Origin of the sequence: Actinotignum vesiculae, assembly GCF_051267215.1 — a bacterium.
Lineage (GTDB): Bacteria > Actinomycetota > Actinomycetes > Actinomycetales > Actinomycetaceae > Actinotignum > Actinotignum schaalii.
Genome location: NZ_JBOZGG010000011.1, coordinates 20966 through 35665, shown reverse-complemented (window position 1 = coordinate 35665; position 14700 = coordinate 20966). Strand labels below are relative to the sequence as shown.

General features: G+C 64.4%; 13 protein-coding genes. 4 read left to right on the top strand and 9 right to left on the bottom strand.

Annotation, left to right across the window (positions count from 1 at the left end; translation table 11 throughout):
• The first annotated feature begins 133 nt into the window (after positions 1-133).
• Positions 134-1246: a histidinol-phosphate transaminase gene (locus ACRQHG_RS06815; protein ID WP_284896061.1), complete on the top strand. Its 1113-nt coding sequence runs from the start codon at positions 134-136 to the stop codon at positions 1244-1246.
• On the opposite strand, the gene ACRQHG_RS06810 is transcribed toward ACRQHG_RS06815, so the two are convergent.
• Both ACRQHG_RS06810 and ACRQHG_RS06805 read right to left on the bottom strand, forming a co-directional pair.
• The gene (locus ACRQHG_RS06810; RefSeq protein ID WP_284896063.1) at positions 1243-2040 is read right to left on the bottom strand and encodes a hypothetical protein; all 798 of its coding nucleotides are present in this window, start codon (positions 2038-2040) and stop codon (positions 1243-1245) included. The genes ACRQHG_RS06815 and ACRQHG_RS06810 overlap by 4 nt on opposite strands.
• Positions 2041-2160: 120 nt before the next feature.
• Positions 2161-2640, bottom strand: coding sequence for a (deoxy)nucleoside triphosphate pyrophosphohydrolase (locus ACRQHG_RS06805; protein WP_284901702.1), 480 nt, complete (start codon positions 2638-2640; stop codon positions 2161-2163).
• A 161-nt stretch (positions 2641-2801) separates the two neighbouring features.
• Here ACRQHG_RS06805 and pulA point away from each other — a divergent pair, with 161 nt between their 5' ends.
• Positions 2802-5600: a pullulanase-type alpha-1,6-glucosidase gene (gene pulA, locus ACRQHG_RS06800; RefSeq protein ID WP_410374569.1), complete on the top strand. Its 2799-nt coding sequence runs from the start codon at positions 2802-2804 to the stop codon at positions 5598-5600.
• A gap of 42 nt (positions 5601-5642) precedes the next feature.
• On the opposite strand, the gene ACRQHG_RS06795 is transcribed toward pulA, so the two are convergent.
• The 3 genes from ACRQHG_RS06795 to ACRQHG_RS06785 form a co-directional block, all read right to left on the bottom strand.
• A complete protein-coding gene (locus tag ACRQHG_RS06795) occupies positions 5643-6266 on the bottom strand; it encodes a DNA-3-methyladenine glycosylase (RefSeq protein WP_410374568.1) in 624 nt (207 codons plus the stop codon).
• Between the two features lie 15 nt (positions 6267-6281).
• Positions 6282-7253 (bottom strand): L-lactate dehydrogenase, encoded by a 972-nt coding sequence (locus ACRQHG_RS06790; RefSeq protein WP_026428978.1) that lies wholly within the window; start codon positions 7251-7253, stop codon positions 6282-6284.
• Positions 7254-7389: 136 nt separating this feature from the next.
• Positions 7390-8385 carry an acrylyl-CoA reductase family protein gene (locus ACRQHG_RS06785; RefSeq protein ID WP_410374567.1) on the bottom strand — a complete coding sequence of 332 codons (996 nt, stop codon included), beginning with the start codon at positions 8383-8385 and terminating at the stop codon, positions 7390-7392.
• A gap of 159 nt (positions 8386-8544) precedes the next feature.
• On the opposite strand from ACRQHG_RS06785, the gene ACRQHG_RS06780 reads away from it, so the two are divergent.
• Together ACRQHG_RS06780 and ACRQHG_RS06775 are read left to right on the top strand one after the other, a co-directional pair.
• The gene (locus ACRQHG_RS06780) at positions 8545-9759 is read left to right on the top strand and encodes an amidohydrolase (RefSeq protein WP_435719848.1); all 1215 of its coding nucleotides are present in this window, start codon (positions 8545-8547) and stop codon (positions 9757-9759) included.
• Between the two features lie 36 nt (positions 9760-9795).
• Positions 9796-11517: an MFS transporter gene (locus tag ACRQHG_RS06775; protein WP_026428975.1), complete on the top strand. Its 1722-nt coding sequence runs from the start codon at positions 9796-9798 to the stop codon at positions 11515-11517.
• Positions 11518-11740: 223 nt separating this feature from the next.
• On the opposite strand, the gene ACRQHG_RS06770 is transcribed toward ACRQHG_RS06775, so the two are convergent.
• From ACRQHG_RS06770 to ACRQHG_RS06755, 4 genes are read right to left on the bottom strand one after another with little or no spacing between them, the layout of a single operon-like run.
• Positions 11741-12337, bottom strand: coding sequence for a hypothetical protein (locus ACRQHG_RS06770; RefSeq protein ID WP_435719847.1), 597 nt, complete (start codon positions 12335-12337; stop codon positions 11741-11743).
• Between the two features lie 4 nt (positions 12338-12341).
• On the bottom strand, positions 12342-13559 hold the full coding sequence (locus tag ACRQHG_RS06765) for a DUF7224 domain-containing protein (protein WP_435719846.1): 1218 nt from the start codon (positions 13557-13559) through the stop codon (positions 12342-12344).
• Positions 13556-14317, bottom strand: coding sequence for an ABC transporter ATP-binding protein (locus ACRQHG_RS06760; protein ID WP_435719845.1), 762 nt, complete (start codon positions 14315-14317; stop codon positions 13556-13558). Before ACRQHG_RS06760 ends, ACRQHG_RS06765 begins: the two co-directional genes overlap by 4 nt.
• Before the next feature lie 5 nt (positions 14318-14322).
• Positions 14323-14655, bottom strand: a complete 333-nt coding sequence (locus ACRQHG_RS06755) for a hypothetical protein (RefSeq protein WP_435719844.1) — start codon at positions 14653-14655, stop codon at positions 14323-14325.
• Positions 14656-14700: the final 45 nt, after the last annotated feature.

The window sequence follows — 14700 nt, the reverse complement described above, 5'->3', positions numbered from 1 at the left end:
GGCAAATGGGGTGTGCGCGGCCACGGTGCGCAGTATGGAGGCGCCGGTGCTGGCGGCCACGGTCCACGGCGCGACGGTGCGGCGGCGCGGAACGGCCCCGGGGTAGCCCGCAGCGATGGTGCACAATAGAAGAATGCAATGGTTCCGCCCCGAATTAGCCGATCTGCCCAGTTATGTTGCCGGGAAACGCCCCCGCAACGCCGATAGCGTCAAACTCTCCAGCAACGAAGTTCCTTTCCCGCCCACCCCGGCGGTGGCCGCCGCGCTCGCGGCCGCGGTCGCTCAGGGCGGGGAGCTCAATCGCTATCCCGATATGTCCTGCGCGCAGCTCACCGCCGCGCTCGCGGCCTACGAGAACTGGGATCCGGCAGGCATTGTGGTGGGCAATGGCTCCACCGCCCTCATCGAAAAATTCTTGCAAGCCGTGGTCACCCCGGGCGGTGAAGTAGTGAGTCCGTGGCGCTCCTTCGAGGCCTACCCCATTGCCACCATTGCCGCGGGCGGGCGTTTCGTGGGCGTGCCGCTGCGCGCGGATGGCACCCATGACCTGGACGCCATGGCCGCCGCCATTACGGACAATACCCGCGCCATCCTCCTGTGTTCGCCCAATAATCCCACCGGCACCACCATTCCGCATGCCGAGCTAGCCAGCTTCCTGGCCAAGGTTCCCGCCCGCATCCCGGTGCTTCTCGACGAAGCCTATATTCACTTCGCTCCCGCGGTAGGCGAAAGCCAGGCGAGCCGCGCCGTCGTACAAAACGGGAAGGAACTCGCGCGCCAGTACCCGAATGTGGCGGTGGCGCGCACGTTTTCCAAGGCATTTGCGCTGGCCGGGCTGCGACTGGGTTACCTGCTCACCAGCCCCGCGCTGGCCGAGCCGCTGCGCCGTATCGCCACGCCTTTCGGCGTGAATCACCTCGCTCAGGTGGCCGGCCAGGCCGCTCTCACCGAAGCGGATACCGTGCTGGAACGCGCCGCGCAGCTCGCCGGTGCCCGCGATGAGCTGGCCGCCCAGCTCGCGGCGGCCGGTTGGCACACGCCCACCTCCCACGCGAATTTCCTGTGGGTTTCCGCGGCGGAACTGGCCCGGCACGGGGTGAGCGCCGCGCGTTTCGAAGACGCTTGCATGGATGCCGGGGTGCTGGTGCGGGTGCTCGGCGACGGCGTGCGGATCAGCGTGGCCGAACCGGAAGGCAGCGCGCGGGTGCTCGCCGCCGTGCGCGCGCTCGGCGAACGCAGCAGCTAGAACACTTCTTCGGCGGCCCGCCGCACCGTAAAGCCGTGGCCGGTCAGCTCCGACCAGCAGGAAATCCCGGCGTATTGGTCGGCGGTGCAGGCGAAACCGTGCGCGGCCACCACGCTGCCGTAGGGCACCTCTTTGGCGGTGCTCACCTGGGTGGAACACCCGGAGGTGGTGGTGCCCGTCAGCCCCACGGTGTAATTGGCCGGTTCGCCTTCGCAGCCGGGCGGCGACACATAGTCATAGGTGAAAATCGTGCAATTGGCGGCTTTTTCGTCGAGGGAGCAGCGCACGTTATTCATCGGGGTGGTGAAAGATTCCAGCCGAGTGGCCTCCGGCGGGGCGGGCCGCACCAGTTTCCACCACTGGCGCGAGGCCGCGAAAGATTGGAAATCCGCCGGGGCGGCAATATCGCCGAGCGCCGTGCTCAAGCTCAGGGTGTATTCGGCCCCGCAGCTGGAGGAGAGAGTACGCAGGGCTTCGGTGAGCAGCGGCGCTTCGGCGGTATAGGTGCCGCCCGCGGCCGCCGCGGTGGCGTAATCAGCCAGGGTTGCCGCCGCGCTCTCCGGATTCGGGCAGGCGCCCGAGCGCAAGTCGTGAACCTGTTCGCGCAGCTGGGTGAGATCGGCGGAGGCGCTGCGCCCGGGTTCGGAACCGGCGGCGGTGGGCGCCGGCCCGGCGGCGTCGTCGCCAGAAAAATACGAAACCCCCACCAGGGCGAGCACGCCCGCGAGAACGGCAGCGGCGAAAAGCAAGAAATACAGCGGCCATCGCGCCGGGCCGTGCGCGCCGTGTTTCATGCGTACTCCTTGTGCTGGGGATTGTCCTCCTAGGTTACGGCACCGCGCGCCGTGCGTCATCTTAGGTACGACGGCGCAGCTAGGAAGCCTGCCCCATGCGGCCACCGCCGTGGCTTTCGGCTAGCGCCCACCCAGGGCGGCGCGCAGCACAGGCAGAATCTGGATATCGCCGGGCAACCACTCCACGCTATCGAGCTCCGCGGCGGTGAGGACGCGGGCATCGCGGTGCGCCGGGCCCAGGGTGATCTCCCCGAAGGGTCGCGCCAGCCACACCATCATCCGCAGCCCGGCGTTATGTTCCCCGGAACTCAGGTCCCAGGAGCCGTCCGGGCTATCGGGATTGGCCAGTTGCCTGCCGATATCAATACCGCAGCCCAGCTCCTCGGAAATCTCCCGGTGCAGGGCCTCGCGCGGGGTTTCCCCGGGTTCCACTTTGCCGCCGGGGAATTCCCACAGGCCGTCCGCCCATTCAGGATAGGAACGCTGGGTGGCCAGCACGCCGCTGGGATTGGTGAGGTCGGCGACGAGGGCCGCGCCCACCACCAGGCGGGGCGCAGCTTCGGATTCGGATGTCATATCGGATACCTCCTCGCCGCCCATATTAATTCCTGGGGTGGGCGGTGCGGATACGCGTTCACCTTGTGAGTGAGTTCTGCCACCGGATAAACTGGCCGCGCATTGCCCGCCCTGCGGGCGCCGCTCGCGCACCGTCCCCGCGCGTATCCGCACCGCTCCCATTTTGCCGATCACAGGAGATCACCATGACCCACCACTGGAGTTCTGAGGCGCTTTTCGGCTGCGGGGAGTTCCTCGCGCAATCGGTTAACCGCTCGTTGATTGCCTGGCCCGCGGAGCAGATCGCGGAGGGCGACAGCTTTGAGCTGTGGGTCTGCCCGGATGGGGCTGGGGTGCTCGGGGACAGTGCGCGTGGCGATAGGAGCGCAGAACAGCTCGGCGTCACGCGGCTTTGCGCCCTCACGGTGGACCCGGGAGGTATCCCGGCCGCGGCCATTCCCACGCGCGCTCACCTGGCCGGATATACCGCGCTGCGCCTGAGCGGCGTGCCTTCCCACCAGTTGCGCGAGGCCCTGCGCGGGCAGCTCCTCGTGGCGCGCCGTAGCAGCTCCGGTGAGCTGAGCGCCCTGACCGGGGTGCAGATTGCCGGGATGATTGATGATCTTTACGCGGGTGCCCGCCAGGCAAAGCTCGGGGTCGCGTGGAATGGGGATGCGCCCGCGGCGGCACTGTGGGCGCCCACCGCCCGCCGGGTTCGTATTGAGGTGACGGGTGCGGGCGAGAGTGCGGGCGATGGCGCGGGTGCGGGTGCGGAGACCACTGGCGACGGCGCTGGCCCCGCCACTGGTGCCGCTGCGTGCACCGCTAGCTCCGCCACGTGCGCCGCCACCCGCACCGCTGCCGCGTGCACCACCACGCACCCCATGACCCGCGATGAGCTGGGTATTTGGCACGTGCATGGCACCCCGGCCTGGAAGAACGCCAGCTATCTTTTCGAGGTCGAGGTTGTGGAACCCCGGGCGGGCACCGTGGTGACCTACCGGGTAACCGACCCCTACGCGGTGGCCCTCACGGTGGATTCCGAGCGCGCCGTCTTCGTGGATATGGATGACCCGGCCTACCAGCCAGATCTCTGGCGCACCGCCCCGCAGCGCACCCTCACCAACCCGGCCGCCCACACCATTTACGAGCTGCACGTGCGTGATTTTTCAATGTCGGATCCCACCGTTCCCGATCACTTGCGCGGAAAATACGGTGCGTTTACGCTGCCGGATTCGGTCGGGATGCGCCACCTGCGCGCCCTGGCCGCCGCCGGGATGACCACCGTTCACCTCCTTCCCACCTTCGATATCGCCACCATTCCCGAACGCCCCGAGAACCAGAAAATCCCGCGGATCCCGCCGGCCGCCCCGGATTCCCCGGCCCAGCAGCAGGCCGTGAGTGCGGTGGCGGATTCCGATGCCTATAACTGGGGCTACGATCCGTTCCATTACCTGGCGCCGGAAGGTAGCTACGCGGTGGAACCCTATGGCGGGGCGCGCATAAATGAGTTCCGTGCCATGGTGGGAGGGCTGCATGCGGCTGGCCTCGGCGTCGTACTCGATCAGGTCTACAACCACACGGCCGCTGCGGGCGGGGCGCCGGCCTCCGTCCTCGATAAAGTAGTGCCCGGTTATTATTACCGGCTGGACGCGCGCGGCGCCGTCGCAACGTCGACGTGCTGCCCGAATGTGGCGACCGAAAATCTCATGGCGGAAAAACTCATGGTCGATGCGGTGGTGCTGTGGGCCAAGTACTATCGCGTGGACGGTTTCCGTTTCGACCTCATGGGCCACCATGCGCGGGCAAATATGGAGGCGGTGCGCGCCGCTCTCGATGCCCTCACGGCGGAGCGGGACGGTATCGACGGCACGCGCATCTACCTCTACGGGGAGGGCTGGAATTTCGGGGAAGTGGCCGATAATGCGCGGTTCCGTCAGGCCACCCAGCTGGAGTTGAACGGCACCGGTATCGGGGCCTTCAATGATCGCCTGCGCGATGCCGTCCACGGCGGCGGGCCTTTCGATTCCGATAAACGCCACCACCAGGGCTACGGCACCGGCCTGTTCACCGACCCGAATGGCCACAGTCCGTGCTCTCCGGAGGAGAATCGCGCACGCCTCGGGCACGCCACCGACCTGGTCAAACTCTCCCTGGCCGGGGCTCTACGCGATTTTCGCTTCCGCACCCACACCGGGGAATGGAAAAGCGGTGCCGAGCTGGATTACGGTGGGCGGCCCGCCGGTTTCGCCTCCCAGCCCCAGGAAGCCGTCAATTACGTGGACGCGCACGATAACGAAACCCTGTGGGATATTGGCGCATACAAACTGCCGCTCTCCCTGAGCACCGATGACCGCATCCGGATGGCGCTGCTCTCTCTGGCCACGGTGGTGCTCGGGCAGGCCCCGGCTTTCTGGCACGCGGGCACCGAGCTGCTCCGCTCGAAGTCCCTGGACCGGGATTCCTATAATTCCGGGGACCATTTCAACCGCCTGGATTTCTCCGGGCAGAGCAATAATTTCGGGGTGGGCCTCCCGCCCGCCAGCCGCAACGAGGCATCCTGGCCGGTCATCCGGCCGCTGCTGGCGCGCCCCGAGCTGCGCCCCGGCCCCGAACAGATCGCCCGCGCGGGCGCCATTGCCCGCGACCTACTGCGCCTGCGCCATTCCAGCCCGCTCATCACCCTGGGAAGCGCGGAGCTGATCCGCGCGAAAGTGAGTTTCCCCAACGGCGGGCCGGGCGCCACCCCCGGCCTTATCATCATGCGCATCGACGACACCGCCGGCCCGGATATCGACCCGCAGCTCGACGGCATCATCATTGCCTTCAACGCCTCCCCGCGCCCCATCACGGAAAAAATCGAGGGCGTCACGGAAAGTTATGAGCTTTCGCCCATTCAGATTCATGGGTACGACGACGCAGTCCGCGCCGCCACGCTTATCAGCGGCACCGTTACTGTGCCAGCTCGCTCCGTCGCGGTGTTCCTGTTGGCCCAGCGGCCATGACCGTACTGTGCGGTGTGCTGTGCCCCTATCCCGCGAGGGGCGCTAGCTGCGCCGCCCACTGACGGTGGGATCCCCGGGTAGCCAGAAGCGCAGCGGTGCCTCTTTATTTCGGGAAATCCCGATGCGGGGGCCCACCTTGTAGGGCAGCGGCACCGGCGGCAACTCCAGCCACAGGGCCCGCCCCGCCAATCCCGCGGGAGCGAGCATCCCGCCATCCGCATCCCTCACCGTCAGCGGCAGCCCGCTCATGGAGATATCCAAAGCTAGCACCTGGCCCAAGTTGCCCGGCCCGCGCGCCAGGGCCTGGCGCGCGGGCGGAGCGGCCCCTGGCCGGGTCCGGCGCCGGCGGGCTTCCTCCAGCCCGGCCACGACCTCGCCGGCGCGCAAGAGCACCGCGCTGGCCTGGCCATCCGCCCCGCAGACGATATTGCCGATGCGATGGATGCCGTAGCTGAGATAGACATAGAGGTGGGCGGGTGGCCCGAACATGACGCGGGCGCGCGGGGTGGGTCCGGCGAAAGCATGCGAGGCCGGATCGCTCGCCCCGAGGTAGGCTTCCACCTCGGTGAGGCGCACCGCTACGGCACCGTCGCCTACCACCGCGCCCAGCAGCAGCGGGGCCAGCTCATCAGCCGGCCGGCTCAGGTCCGCGATGCTTGCTGACACGATGCTTGCCGCCGCCTAGGCGTCGTCGCCCATACCCTCAAGGTTGGACAGCGCTTCGCGAATCTGCGCGGCGCTGGCCCGCAGGGATTCCAGTTCCGCATCCGATGGCTTCATATCGATCTGCCGGATCGCGCCGCGCGCCCCCACGATGGTGGGCACGGACATGCACACCCCGGAAATCCCGTTCCAGCCGGTCATGAGCCGGGAAACGGAAAGCACCACGTGTTCGTCGCGCAGCACCGCCTGGATAATCCGGGAGGCCGCCAGCCCGATGGCGTAATTTGTGGAGCCTTTCCCTTCGATCACTTCGTAGGCGGCGTTGATGACGCGGTCGGCGATACCGTCGAGGAGTTCGTCGGTGACCGGGCCGGAGCGTAGCTCCCATTCGCGGATCGGCACCGTGGAAATCGACGCCATCGACCACATGGGAGTTTCGGAATCCCCGTGTTCGCCGCACATATAGGCGTGCACATTCGAGGTCGCCACGTGGAACTTCTGCGAAATAAGCTGGCGCAGCCGCGAAGAATCCAGCACGGTTCCGGTCCCGAAAACGCGCGCGGGCGGCAGCCCGGAGATTTTGAGGACGGCTTGGGTGACCACGTCCACAGGATTGGCGACGACGACGAAAATCGCGTTGGGGGAGAGCTCAACGAGTGGGGGAACAATGGAGCGCATCATCGCCACACTCGCGCCCGCAAGGTCCAAGCGAGACTGGCCCGGCCGCTGGCGCGCCCCGGCAGTAATCACGATAACATCGGAATCCGCGGTGGCCTCCACGTTATCGGTGCCCTCAATTTTGGCGGTCGGCATGAACTGGCCACCGTGCATAAGATCGAGAGCTTCGGCATGCACCTTCTGTGCGTTGATATCTTGAAGAACAACATGCCGGGCCACGCCTTTAATGAGCATGGCGTAGGCGAGGGAAGTTCCCACCGCCCCGGCGCCAATAATAGAAACCTTTGAGCCTTCAGTGCGCTGGTCAATCATATTTCACTATTTTAGCCGGTGCGGGCCGCGCCAAACGGGGGCTACGGGCCGTTCGCCGGCCCGCGGCCCCCGTCGGCCTCGGCTCATGCACGCCGCGGTCTGACCGGCGCTGCCCCGCAGGTCCGCGCTGCCGCCCTTAGCTAATCCGCACCGCCGTGCGGCCGTAACGCTGGCCGGCCAGCAGCTCGCGCCCAGCTGCGGGAACCTCCTCCAGCTCGATCACGTGGGTGAGGGAATCGAGCACGCTCGTATCTACGTGCTCGGCCAGCAGCTCCCAGGCGCGCAGGCGCAGCTCGCGCGGGGCCCGCACCGAATCCACCCCGGCCAGGGTAACGCCCCGCAAAATAAAGGGCAGCACCGTGGTGGGCAGCGCGGTGCTGCCGGCCAGCCCGCAGGCGGCCACCGTCCCGCCCCAGCGGGTTTGCGCCAGCAGATTCGCGAGCACCTGCCCGCCCACGGTATCCACCCCGCCCGCGAAGCGGCTCTTCTGCAGCGGCCGCGCGGAAGGCTCCTCGAATTCCGAGCGCTCAAGCACCTCGCTGGCCCCGAGTCCGCGCAGGAAATCCCCGAAGCGCTCCGCTCGCCCGGTCAGCGCCACCGGTTCATAGCCGAGCCGTGCGAGGAGATGGAGCGCGATACTTCCCACCCCGCCGCTCGCCCCGGTTACCACAACCGGGCCGTCCTTCGCCGCGTGATCACTGAGCGCCAGCACGCACAGCGCCGCCGTATACCCGGCCGTTCCCAGGGCCGCCGCCTGCGCGGCGCTCAACACTTCCGGCACCGGCACGCAGGCATCTCCCGGAACCAGCAGCTGCGGGGTGTAACCCCCGTGCCGGAATTCGCCCAGGCCCGCCCCGTTCACGCTGACCAGATGCCCCGGGCGCACCGGGCTGTCCGGGCCGGCCTCCCGCACCGTCCCCACCGCGTCAATACCGGGAATAAGCGGGCTGACCCTAGCCACACCCCGGTCGCCTTTCAGGCACAGCGCATCTTTGTAATTGAGGGAAGACCAGGAAATATCGAGGAGCACATCGCCTTCCCCGAAGGGGGCCGCATTCGCTCCACCGGCCTGAGTATCGAAAGTGAGCGTGGGCGCGGCTGCGTCGTCGCACCGCACAAAAATAGTAGCCATGCATTAAGCGTACCGGCGCGGCATCGGCCACGCTTTCCGGCTACTATCTGAAGTAGACCCGGCGCGTGAGCCGGGCACAAGGCGCAGATAGGGCCGGCCGCTACTTCCACGCATTCGCAACGATGGCGGTCCCGCCCTATCCTGGCGGAAAGGTGATTCATGATCAACATTAAAGAGGCGGTGGATTCTTTCACCTCCTGGCAAGAAGAGCTTTATATCCACCTGCATCAGCATCCCGAACTTTCTATGCAGGAAAAAGAAACGTGTGACACTATCGACGCGGAACTGACGCGCCTCGGGTACGCAACGCAGCGGATCGGCGGCGGCGTCGTCGGTGTGCTGGAAAACGGGGAGGGGCCCGCGGTGCTCTTCCGCGCCGATATTGACGGGCTCCCGGTCAAGGAAGCAACCGGGCTCGAGTACGCATCCACGCAGACGCGCACGGACGCGGACGGTAACGAAGTCCCGGCCATGCACGCCTGCGGCCACGATTTCCATATTTCTTGCGCCCTGGGCGCGGCCCGTATTTTCGCGGAAAACCGTGAGGCCTGGGCCGGCACCTATATCGCGCTGTTCCAGCCCGGGGAAGAAACCGCGGCCGGGGCGCGCTCCATGGTGGCCGACGGCCTGGTCGATAAGATTCCGGCGCCGGATGTGGCTCTGGGGCAGCATGTGCTGGCCGGGCCGATGCGTGCCGGGCAGGTCGGCACCCACGCCGGGGCGATTCTCTCCACCGGCGCTTCCGTTAAGGTGACGCTGCACGGGAAGGGCTCGCACGGCTCCATGCCGCATCTGAGTATCGACCCGGTGGTGCTGGCCGCCGCCGTGGTGACCCGGCTCCAGAGCGTGGTGGCGCGCGAAATTAATCCCTTCAAGATGGCGGTGCTGACCGTGGGTTCCATCCACGCCGGAAGCAAATCAAATATTATTCCGGACACGGCCACCCTGCTTATTAATATTCGCGCGTACGACATGGACGTGCGCGAACAGCTCCTTGATGGCATTAAGCGCACCGTCACGGCCGAATGCGAAGCGGCCCGCGCCCCGCAGGCACCGGAATTTGAGATCTACGATTCCTACCCGCTTACTAATAACGACGACGCAACTACCGCCAAGGTCACCCAGGCATTCCTGGCACACTTCGGGGAAGAGCGCGTGATGGACTGCGGCGAAGTATCGGCTTCCGAAGATTTCAGCGTGATCCCGGACGCCTTCGGGATTCCCTACACCTATTGGGGCTTCGGTGGATTCGCGGAAGGCGCGCCCACCTACCCCAACCACAACCCCGCCTTCGGGCCGGTTCTCCAACCCACCCTCGCCACCGGCACCGAAGCCGCGGCCGTTGCCGCGCTCGCTTGGCTGGCGCGGGACTAGCGGGACTACATTTCCACGATGACAAAGGATAAAACTATGGCTACCACCAATGGCGCAAAGGCGCCGGCCGGTACGGCGCAGGCTGGCACGGTGCCGGCCGGTAACCCGCCGCAAGAAACCGGCTACCGGGGCACCGAAAAACTGCTGTGGGGCATCGTCCTCGCGGTGGTGACCTTCTGGCTGTTCGCCGGAACTGCCGCCACCGTGGCACCCAATATTATGGAGGACCTCGGTAACGTAGACGCGGCCGGGATGAACCTCGCGGTTTCTATCACCGGCCTGTTCTCCGGTCTCTTCATGGTGCTTATGGGCGGCCTGGCCGATAAGATCGGGCGCGTGCGCATCACCCTCCTCGGGATTGTGCTCAACGCGGCCGGTTCGCTGCTGCTCATTTTCGCGGCCGGGGGCGTGGCGCTGCCGCTGCTGCTGACCGGGCGCGCGATCCAGGGCCTGGGCGCGGCCTGCATCATGCCGGCCTCGATGGCCCTCGTGAAGGCCTACTGGGATGGCCCGGCCCGCCAGCGCGCGGTGTCCATGTGGTCGATTGGTTCCTGGGGTGGCTCCGGCCTGGCCGCGATCTTTGGCGGCACCGTGGTGCAATTCGTGGGCTGGCGCGGAATCTTCATCGCCTCGATTATTATTTCCGTGCTCGCCTTCCTCATGATCCTGGGCACCCCGGAAAACCGGGTGGAAAGCACCGGCCCGCGCAAGAGCTTCGATGCTATCGGCCTGGTGCTCTTCATCGCCGGCACCCTCGGACTCATGATCGTGCTGCTCTACGGCTCGAAACTCGGGTGGGGGAGTGCAGCAACGCTCCTGCTCACCGCGCTCGCGGTGGTGTCCTACGCGCTCTTCTTCGGGTGGGAACGCAAGCAGGCTAACCCCTTCATTGATTTCGCGCTTTTCAAGAACACCACCTTCACGGGTGCCACGATCTCCAACTTCCTGGTGAACGGCACCATCGGCATGCTCATTATTAGCCAGCAGGTCATCCAGCTGGCCGGGCACAAGGCGGACGGTTCTCTCTACACCGCCTTCGACGCCGGCCTGCTGTCGCTGGGCTACGGCGTGTGCATTATCGCCTTCATCCGCATCGGCGAGAAACTCCTCCAGCGTTTCGGGCCGCGCAAGCCGATGATCTGGGGTTGCCTCATCACCATCGTGGCCTGCGGGCTGCTCATGACCACGCACCTGCTCATCGGCCAGTACGTGCTCATGGCGGTAATCGCCTACTGCCTCTTCGGCCTGGGCCTGGCCTTCTACGCCACGCCCTCCACGGACGCGGCGCTTTCGAACCTGCCGGCTTCCCAGGCCGGTTCCGGTTCGGGTATCTACAAGATGGCCTCCTCGCTGGGCGGGGCGATCGGTACCGCGATTTCGCTGGCGGTCTTCTACGGGCTGCAGGGCGCCCCGGTGCCGGACGTGATCGCGATGTCCGGGCGTACGGATAATTCCTCGATTCGCCTGGCCGCGATGGTCGCCTTGGGTGTTTCTTTGGTGTTCTTGCTGCTCGCCATTGTTTCTATTACGACGACGGTACCCAAGGGCGGGGGCTCTGCCACCGCGGGTGCTTCGGCTCCCAGCGCGGCTCCGGCCCCGCAGCTCGCTCCGGACGACGAGCGCCAGGAGATTATCGCGCGCCTGTCCGAGCTGCCGCTGCGCGATCTCCAGCGCCTGGAGCGCCAGCTGCTCGTGGACGAACTCTCCGGCTTGGACACCAAGGCTTTGCAGGCCCTGGTGGAGAAGCAGAAGGCGTAGTTCTTCGCGCGGCGCGCTCGCGGAGCGGGTGCGCTGGCGGCACGGGCGGTTGCCGTGCGCCGCGGGCCGCTGCCGTGCGCCGCGGGCCGCGGGGTGGACGGCGGGTGTGACTGCCGCCCGCGCGGGCATATTTATATAGGTGTGGGTGCGTATCGCAGATTTCTGCGGTACGCACCCACACCCCGTTAATGCTGATGTGCTTTCGAAGCGATCCGGCAGCAACCTACCGCTTGAGGTACCGCGGCCGGATGCCTCGGCAGTACAGTGCCGCGCATAATCCTGCCGCTACACACATACCGGCAGCGATAAGCCACAGCGAGGGGCTATTGCTCCGTGATTGCACCAGATTCCAGGTGCTCTCACGATCAGGCGCGAAAGCTGCGCTCAGGAACACCAGCACCAGGGGAAGTGCCCACATGAGGCGTGCGCCGAAGAAGTAGGCACTCACGATTCCAAGTGCTAGCCACGCAACGTGAAGGCGGAGCAGGCTGAGCCCGGCAGAGTCGTGAGTGAGTAGCACGAAAACTCCGGTTAATGCCGCAGTAGCGCTGGCGATTCCGCACCCTACCGTCAGCAACATACCCGCCGGAGCTTTACCGTAGTAGTCCTTCTCCTCGCGCGGGGCCATGACACTGAGGAGGGCCAAGGGTATGCAGAAGGTGAGCATGCGGCCAAGCGGTGTTGTCCCACCTGAGACCCACGAATGGAAGGTGTGGTCTTCTCCGAGTAAATAGATAGCGATGAGGGCGGCAAGGGCGATACCGAGTGCCTTCAAAGCTCGGTGAGCGCGGAGGTAGATGAGCCACGGATGTGCGGTCATCGTGCTACCTCTCTAAATCAGCAACAGATGCTGCATACGTCGCCTGAGCCCAGGCGCGCTGTTCCGCTTCCGGTAGTGCGGTAATTGCTCGCGCGCGTTCCACTGTCGCGGAATCATGACCGTCGGCAATAAAGGAACTATCTGTTTTACTCGGGGCGCCTCGCATCATGAGCCATAGGTCAAGATCATTACGTGCGGCATTCCCGGCATCACTGTTTGATCCTCCTTCATAACTCCGATTCGTGAGGGGGTATACCAGCGCAGTGACGAGCATGCTTTCGTCATCCATATCCGCGCTCGCAAAGTTCAAAGTTCGCCCGCCGTAGTGATTGCCGTTGAGAGCAAATTCTTCAAAGGTATCCGCAACTGGCATTCCTTCGGGGATAAGCGGCAGGATACGGTCGCGGATATTCGTGAATGTTCGCAAAGCGGGCTCGTGTTCTTTCCATACGCACAGGAAAGGTTGAGACGTGGTGCATACCTGGCCGCCGCCCCGGCGTTGGCTCGGCTCCGGGAAGAGCGCGCTGGCGGCGATGAGGGTAGCAACAGCAATAAAGGCAAATATCAAGCTTCCCACGCTTTGTTTTTTATGCCAGCCGGAACGCCGGGGAAGGAAAAGTGCGGGGATGAAGGCCAGTGCTGTCACTGTAATAAGGGTGTAGAGCTGGGGGAGTGATACCTCCATATAGGGTTCTAGAACCGTATATTGTGTGGTGAACATGGCAATGCCTAGCATTGCCCCGAAGCTTCCCACTGCAAGTACGGCGCTAGATGCATCTATTCGCCCGATCATATGGCCAATAAGTACCCCCAGTAATCCGAGGCATAGGTACCCGATGATCGGATGAATATTGACCGGCGCGAGCTCTTCGCGTGCCATGGCAGTTACCCCTAGGGCAGCACCACTGAGCATCGCTCCCGTGAAGAGGACGGTGAGGAGCCCCGGCATAAGCGCGCTGGCGTTCTGCATGAGCACGCGACGCGGGGAATACGGCACCCACGTGGGAAGATCTACCGCACGGATTCGTTCGGAGTGAATTGCCTGCACTGCAGAAACGAGCGGCATTCCGAAAATAAAACCGCAGAGAGCGTAATTTGCCGTGGCGCTCGTATAGCCCACCCAGGAATCACGTAGGAGCCATAACGCTATCGCTCCGACTATCAGGGTGAGGAGCACGCTGATGAGATGGGGGTGACGTTTGAGGTAGGGCCAGAAAATCATGAGGTGCTCCCCCGCGGAGTTTCTCCGGCCAATACCGCCATAAAGCCCGCCTCCGCCAGGCTCATATCTCGCGTATCAGTGCCAGTGTGGCTACCAAGGTTTTCCAGTTCCGCCACCGTTCCCGAAAAACGGATAGTGCCCTGGTCGAAGACCAGAACAGTTTCAGCTACATGAACGATGTCCTCAATGAGGTGGGTGGAGATAATAACGGTATCTGCGAGGTGCGCGCCAAGGAGTTTTCGGAATTTTACGCGCTGCACCGGATCCAAGCCGGCCGTTGGTTCATCAAGAAGTAATATCTGCGGGTCGCCCACTTTGGCGGCGGCCAATCCGGCTCGTTGCAATTGCCCACCAGATAGACTTTCCATTTTCTTATTGGCGAGGTCGTCAATATCAAAATCGTGGAGGTTATTGTGTAGCGAGGCCTTCGTATCTGCACGTGTCACGCCGCGCACCCAGCCAATATACGAAGCAAATTCTGCAACGGTGAGCCTGGGATCAAATGTGATTTTCTGCGGCAGGTAGCCGATGCTTTGCCCCAGTTCGCGCCAGCTGATTTTCTGGAGTGGTTTCCCGGAAATGTAAACGCTGCCGTCACGCGGGCGCAATTGGCCGGCCAGGGTGCGTAGCAGGGTAGTTTTGCCGGCGCCATTTGGCCCCAGCAAAGCGGTGACCCCGGAGGGGAACTCCGCGTCAAGTCCGCTAAAGACGGGATTCGACGCGGAGTACCCCTGGGTTAGATGACGAGTAGTCAGCATGGATTTTATCCTTGTTGTTGGATCTTTCCAGAAGCGATGCCCCAAGTGCAGGCGCCCAGGGAAACTCGGGAAACCTTCGAGCCTCTCGTTATATAGGCGAAATCTCCCTGTCGTGTTGGTTGATAATCGCACCTGGCGTAAGTCCGGTAGTTGCCGCTTACGGTTGCTCCTCCTGTTGCGACAGAATTAGCCCAGAAACCACGGCTATTTGAAGTGTTAACTTGGAAAATAACACCATTGGTCGATCCTCCAAATTGGCCGGCAGACATTGACGCGTAGGCAGCTGTTGGTAGAGCTGCAAGTAAGGCTACGGCAGTAGTGCCTAGTATCTTTTTCATTACATTCTCCTTTGAATGACGTGAACTAGCTGTTCACAATTTAAG

Coding starts and splice junctions, on each gene's coding strand:
- ACRQHG_RS06815 (WP_284896061.1), top strand. CDS start 134: ATGCAATGGTTCCGCCCCGAATTAGCCGATCTGCCCAGTTATGTTGCC.
- ACRQHG_RS06810 (WP_284896063.1), bottom strand. CDS start 2,040: ATGAAACACGGCGCGCACGGCCCGGCGCGATGGCCGCTGTATTTCTTG.
- ACRQHG_RS06805 (WP_284901702.1), bottom strand. CDS start 2,640: ATGGGCGGCGAGGAGGTATCCGATATGACATCCGAATCCGAAGCTGCG.
- pulA (WP_410374569.1), top strand. CDS start 2,802: ATGACCCACCACTGGAGTTCTGAGGCGCTTTTCGGCTGCGGGGAGTTC.
- ACRQHG_RS06790 (WP_026428978.1), bottom strand. CDS start 7,253: ATGATTGACCAGCGCACTGAAGGCTCAAAGGTTTCTATTATTGGCGCC.
- ACRQHG_RS06785 (WP_410374567.1), bottom strand. CDS start 8,385: ATGGCTACTATTTTTGTGCGGTGCGACGACGCAGCCGCGCCCACGCTC.
- ACRQHG_RS06780 (WP_435719848.1), top strand. CDS start 8,545: ATGATCAACATTAAAGAGGCGGTGGATTCTTTCACCTCCTGGCAAGAA.
- ACRQHG_RS06775 (WP_026428975.1), top strand. CDS start 9,796: ATGGCTACCACCAATGGCGCAAAGGCGCCGGCCGGTACGGCGCAGGCT.
- ACRQHG_RS06770 (WP_435719847.1), bottom strand. CDS start 12,337: ATGACCGCACATCCGTGGCTCATCTACCTCCGCGCTCACCGAGCTTTG.
- ACRQHG_RS06765 (WP_435719846.1), bottom strand. CDS start 13,559: ATGATTTTCTGGCCCTACCTCAAACGTCACCCCCATCTCATCAGCGTG.
- ACRQHG_RS06760 (WP_435719845.1), bottom strand. CDS start 14,317: ATGCTGACTACTCGTCATCTAACCCAGGGGTACTCCGCGTCGAATCCC.
- ACRQHG_RS06755 (WP_435719844.1), bottom strand. CDS start 14,655: ATGAAAAAGATACTAGGCACTACTGCCGTAGCCTTACTTGCAGCTCTA.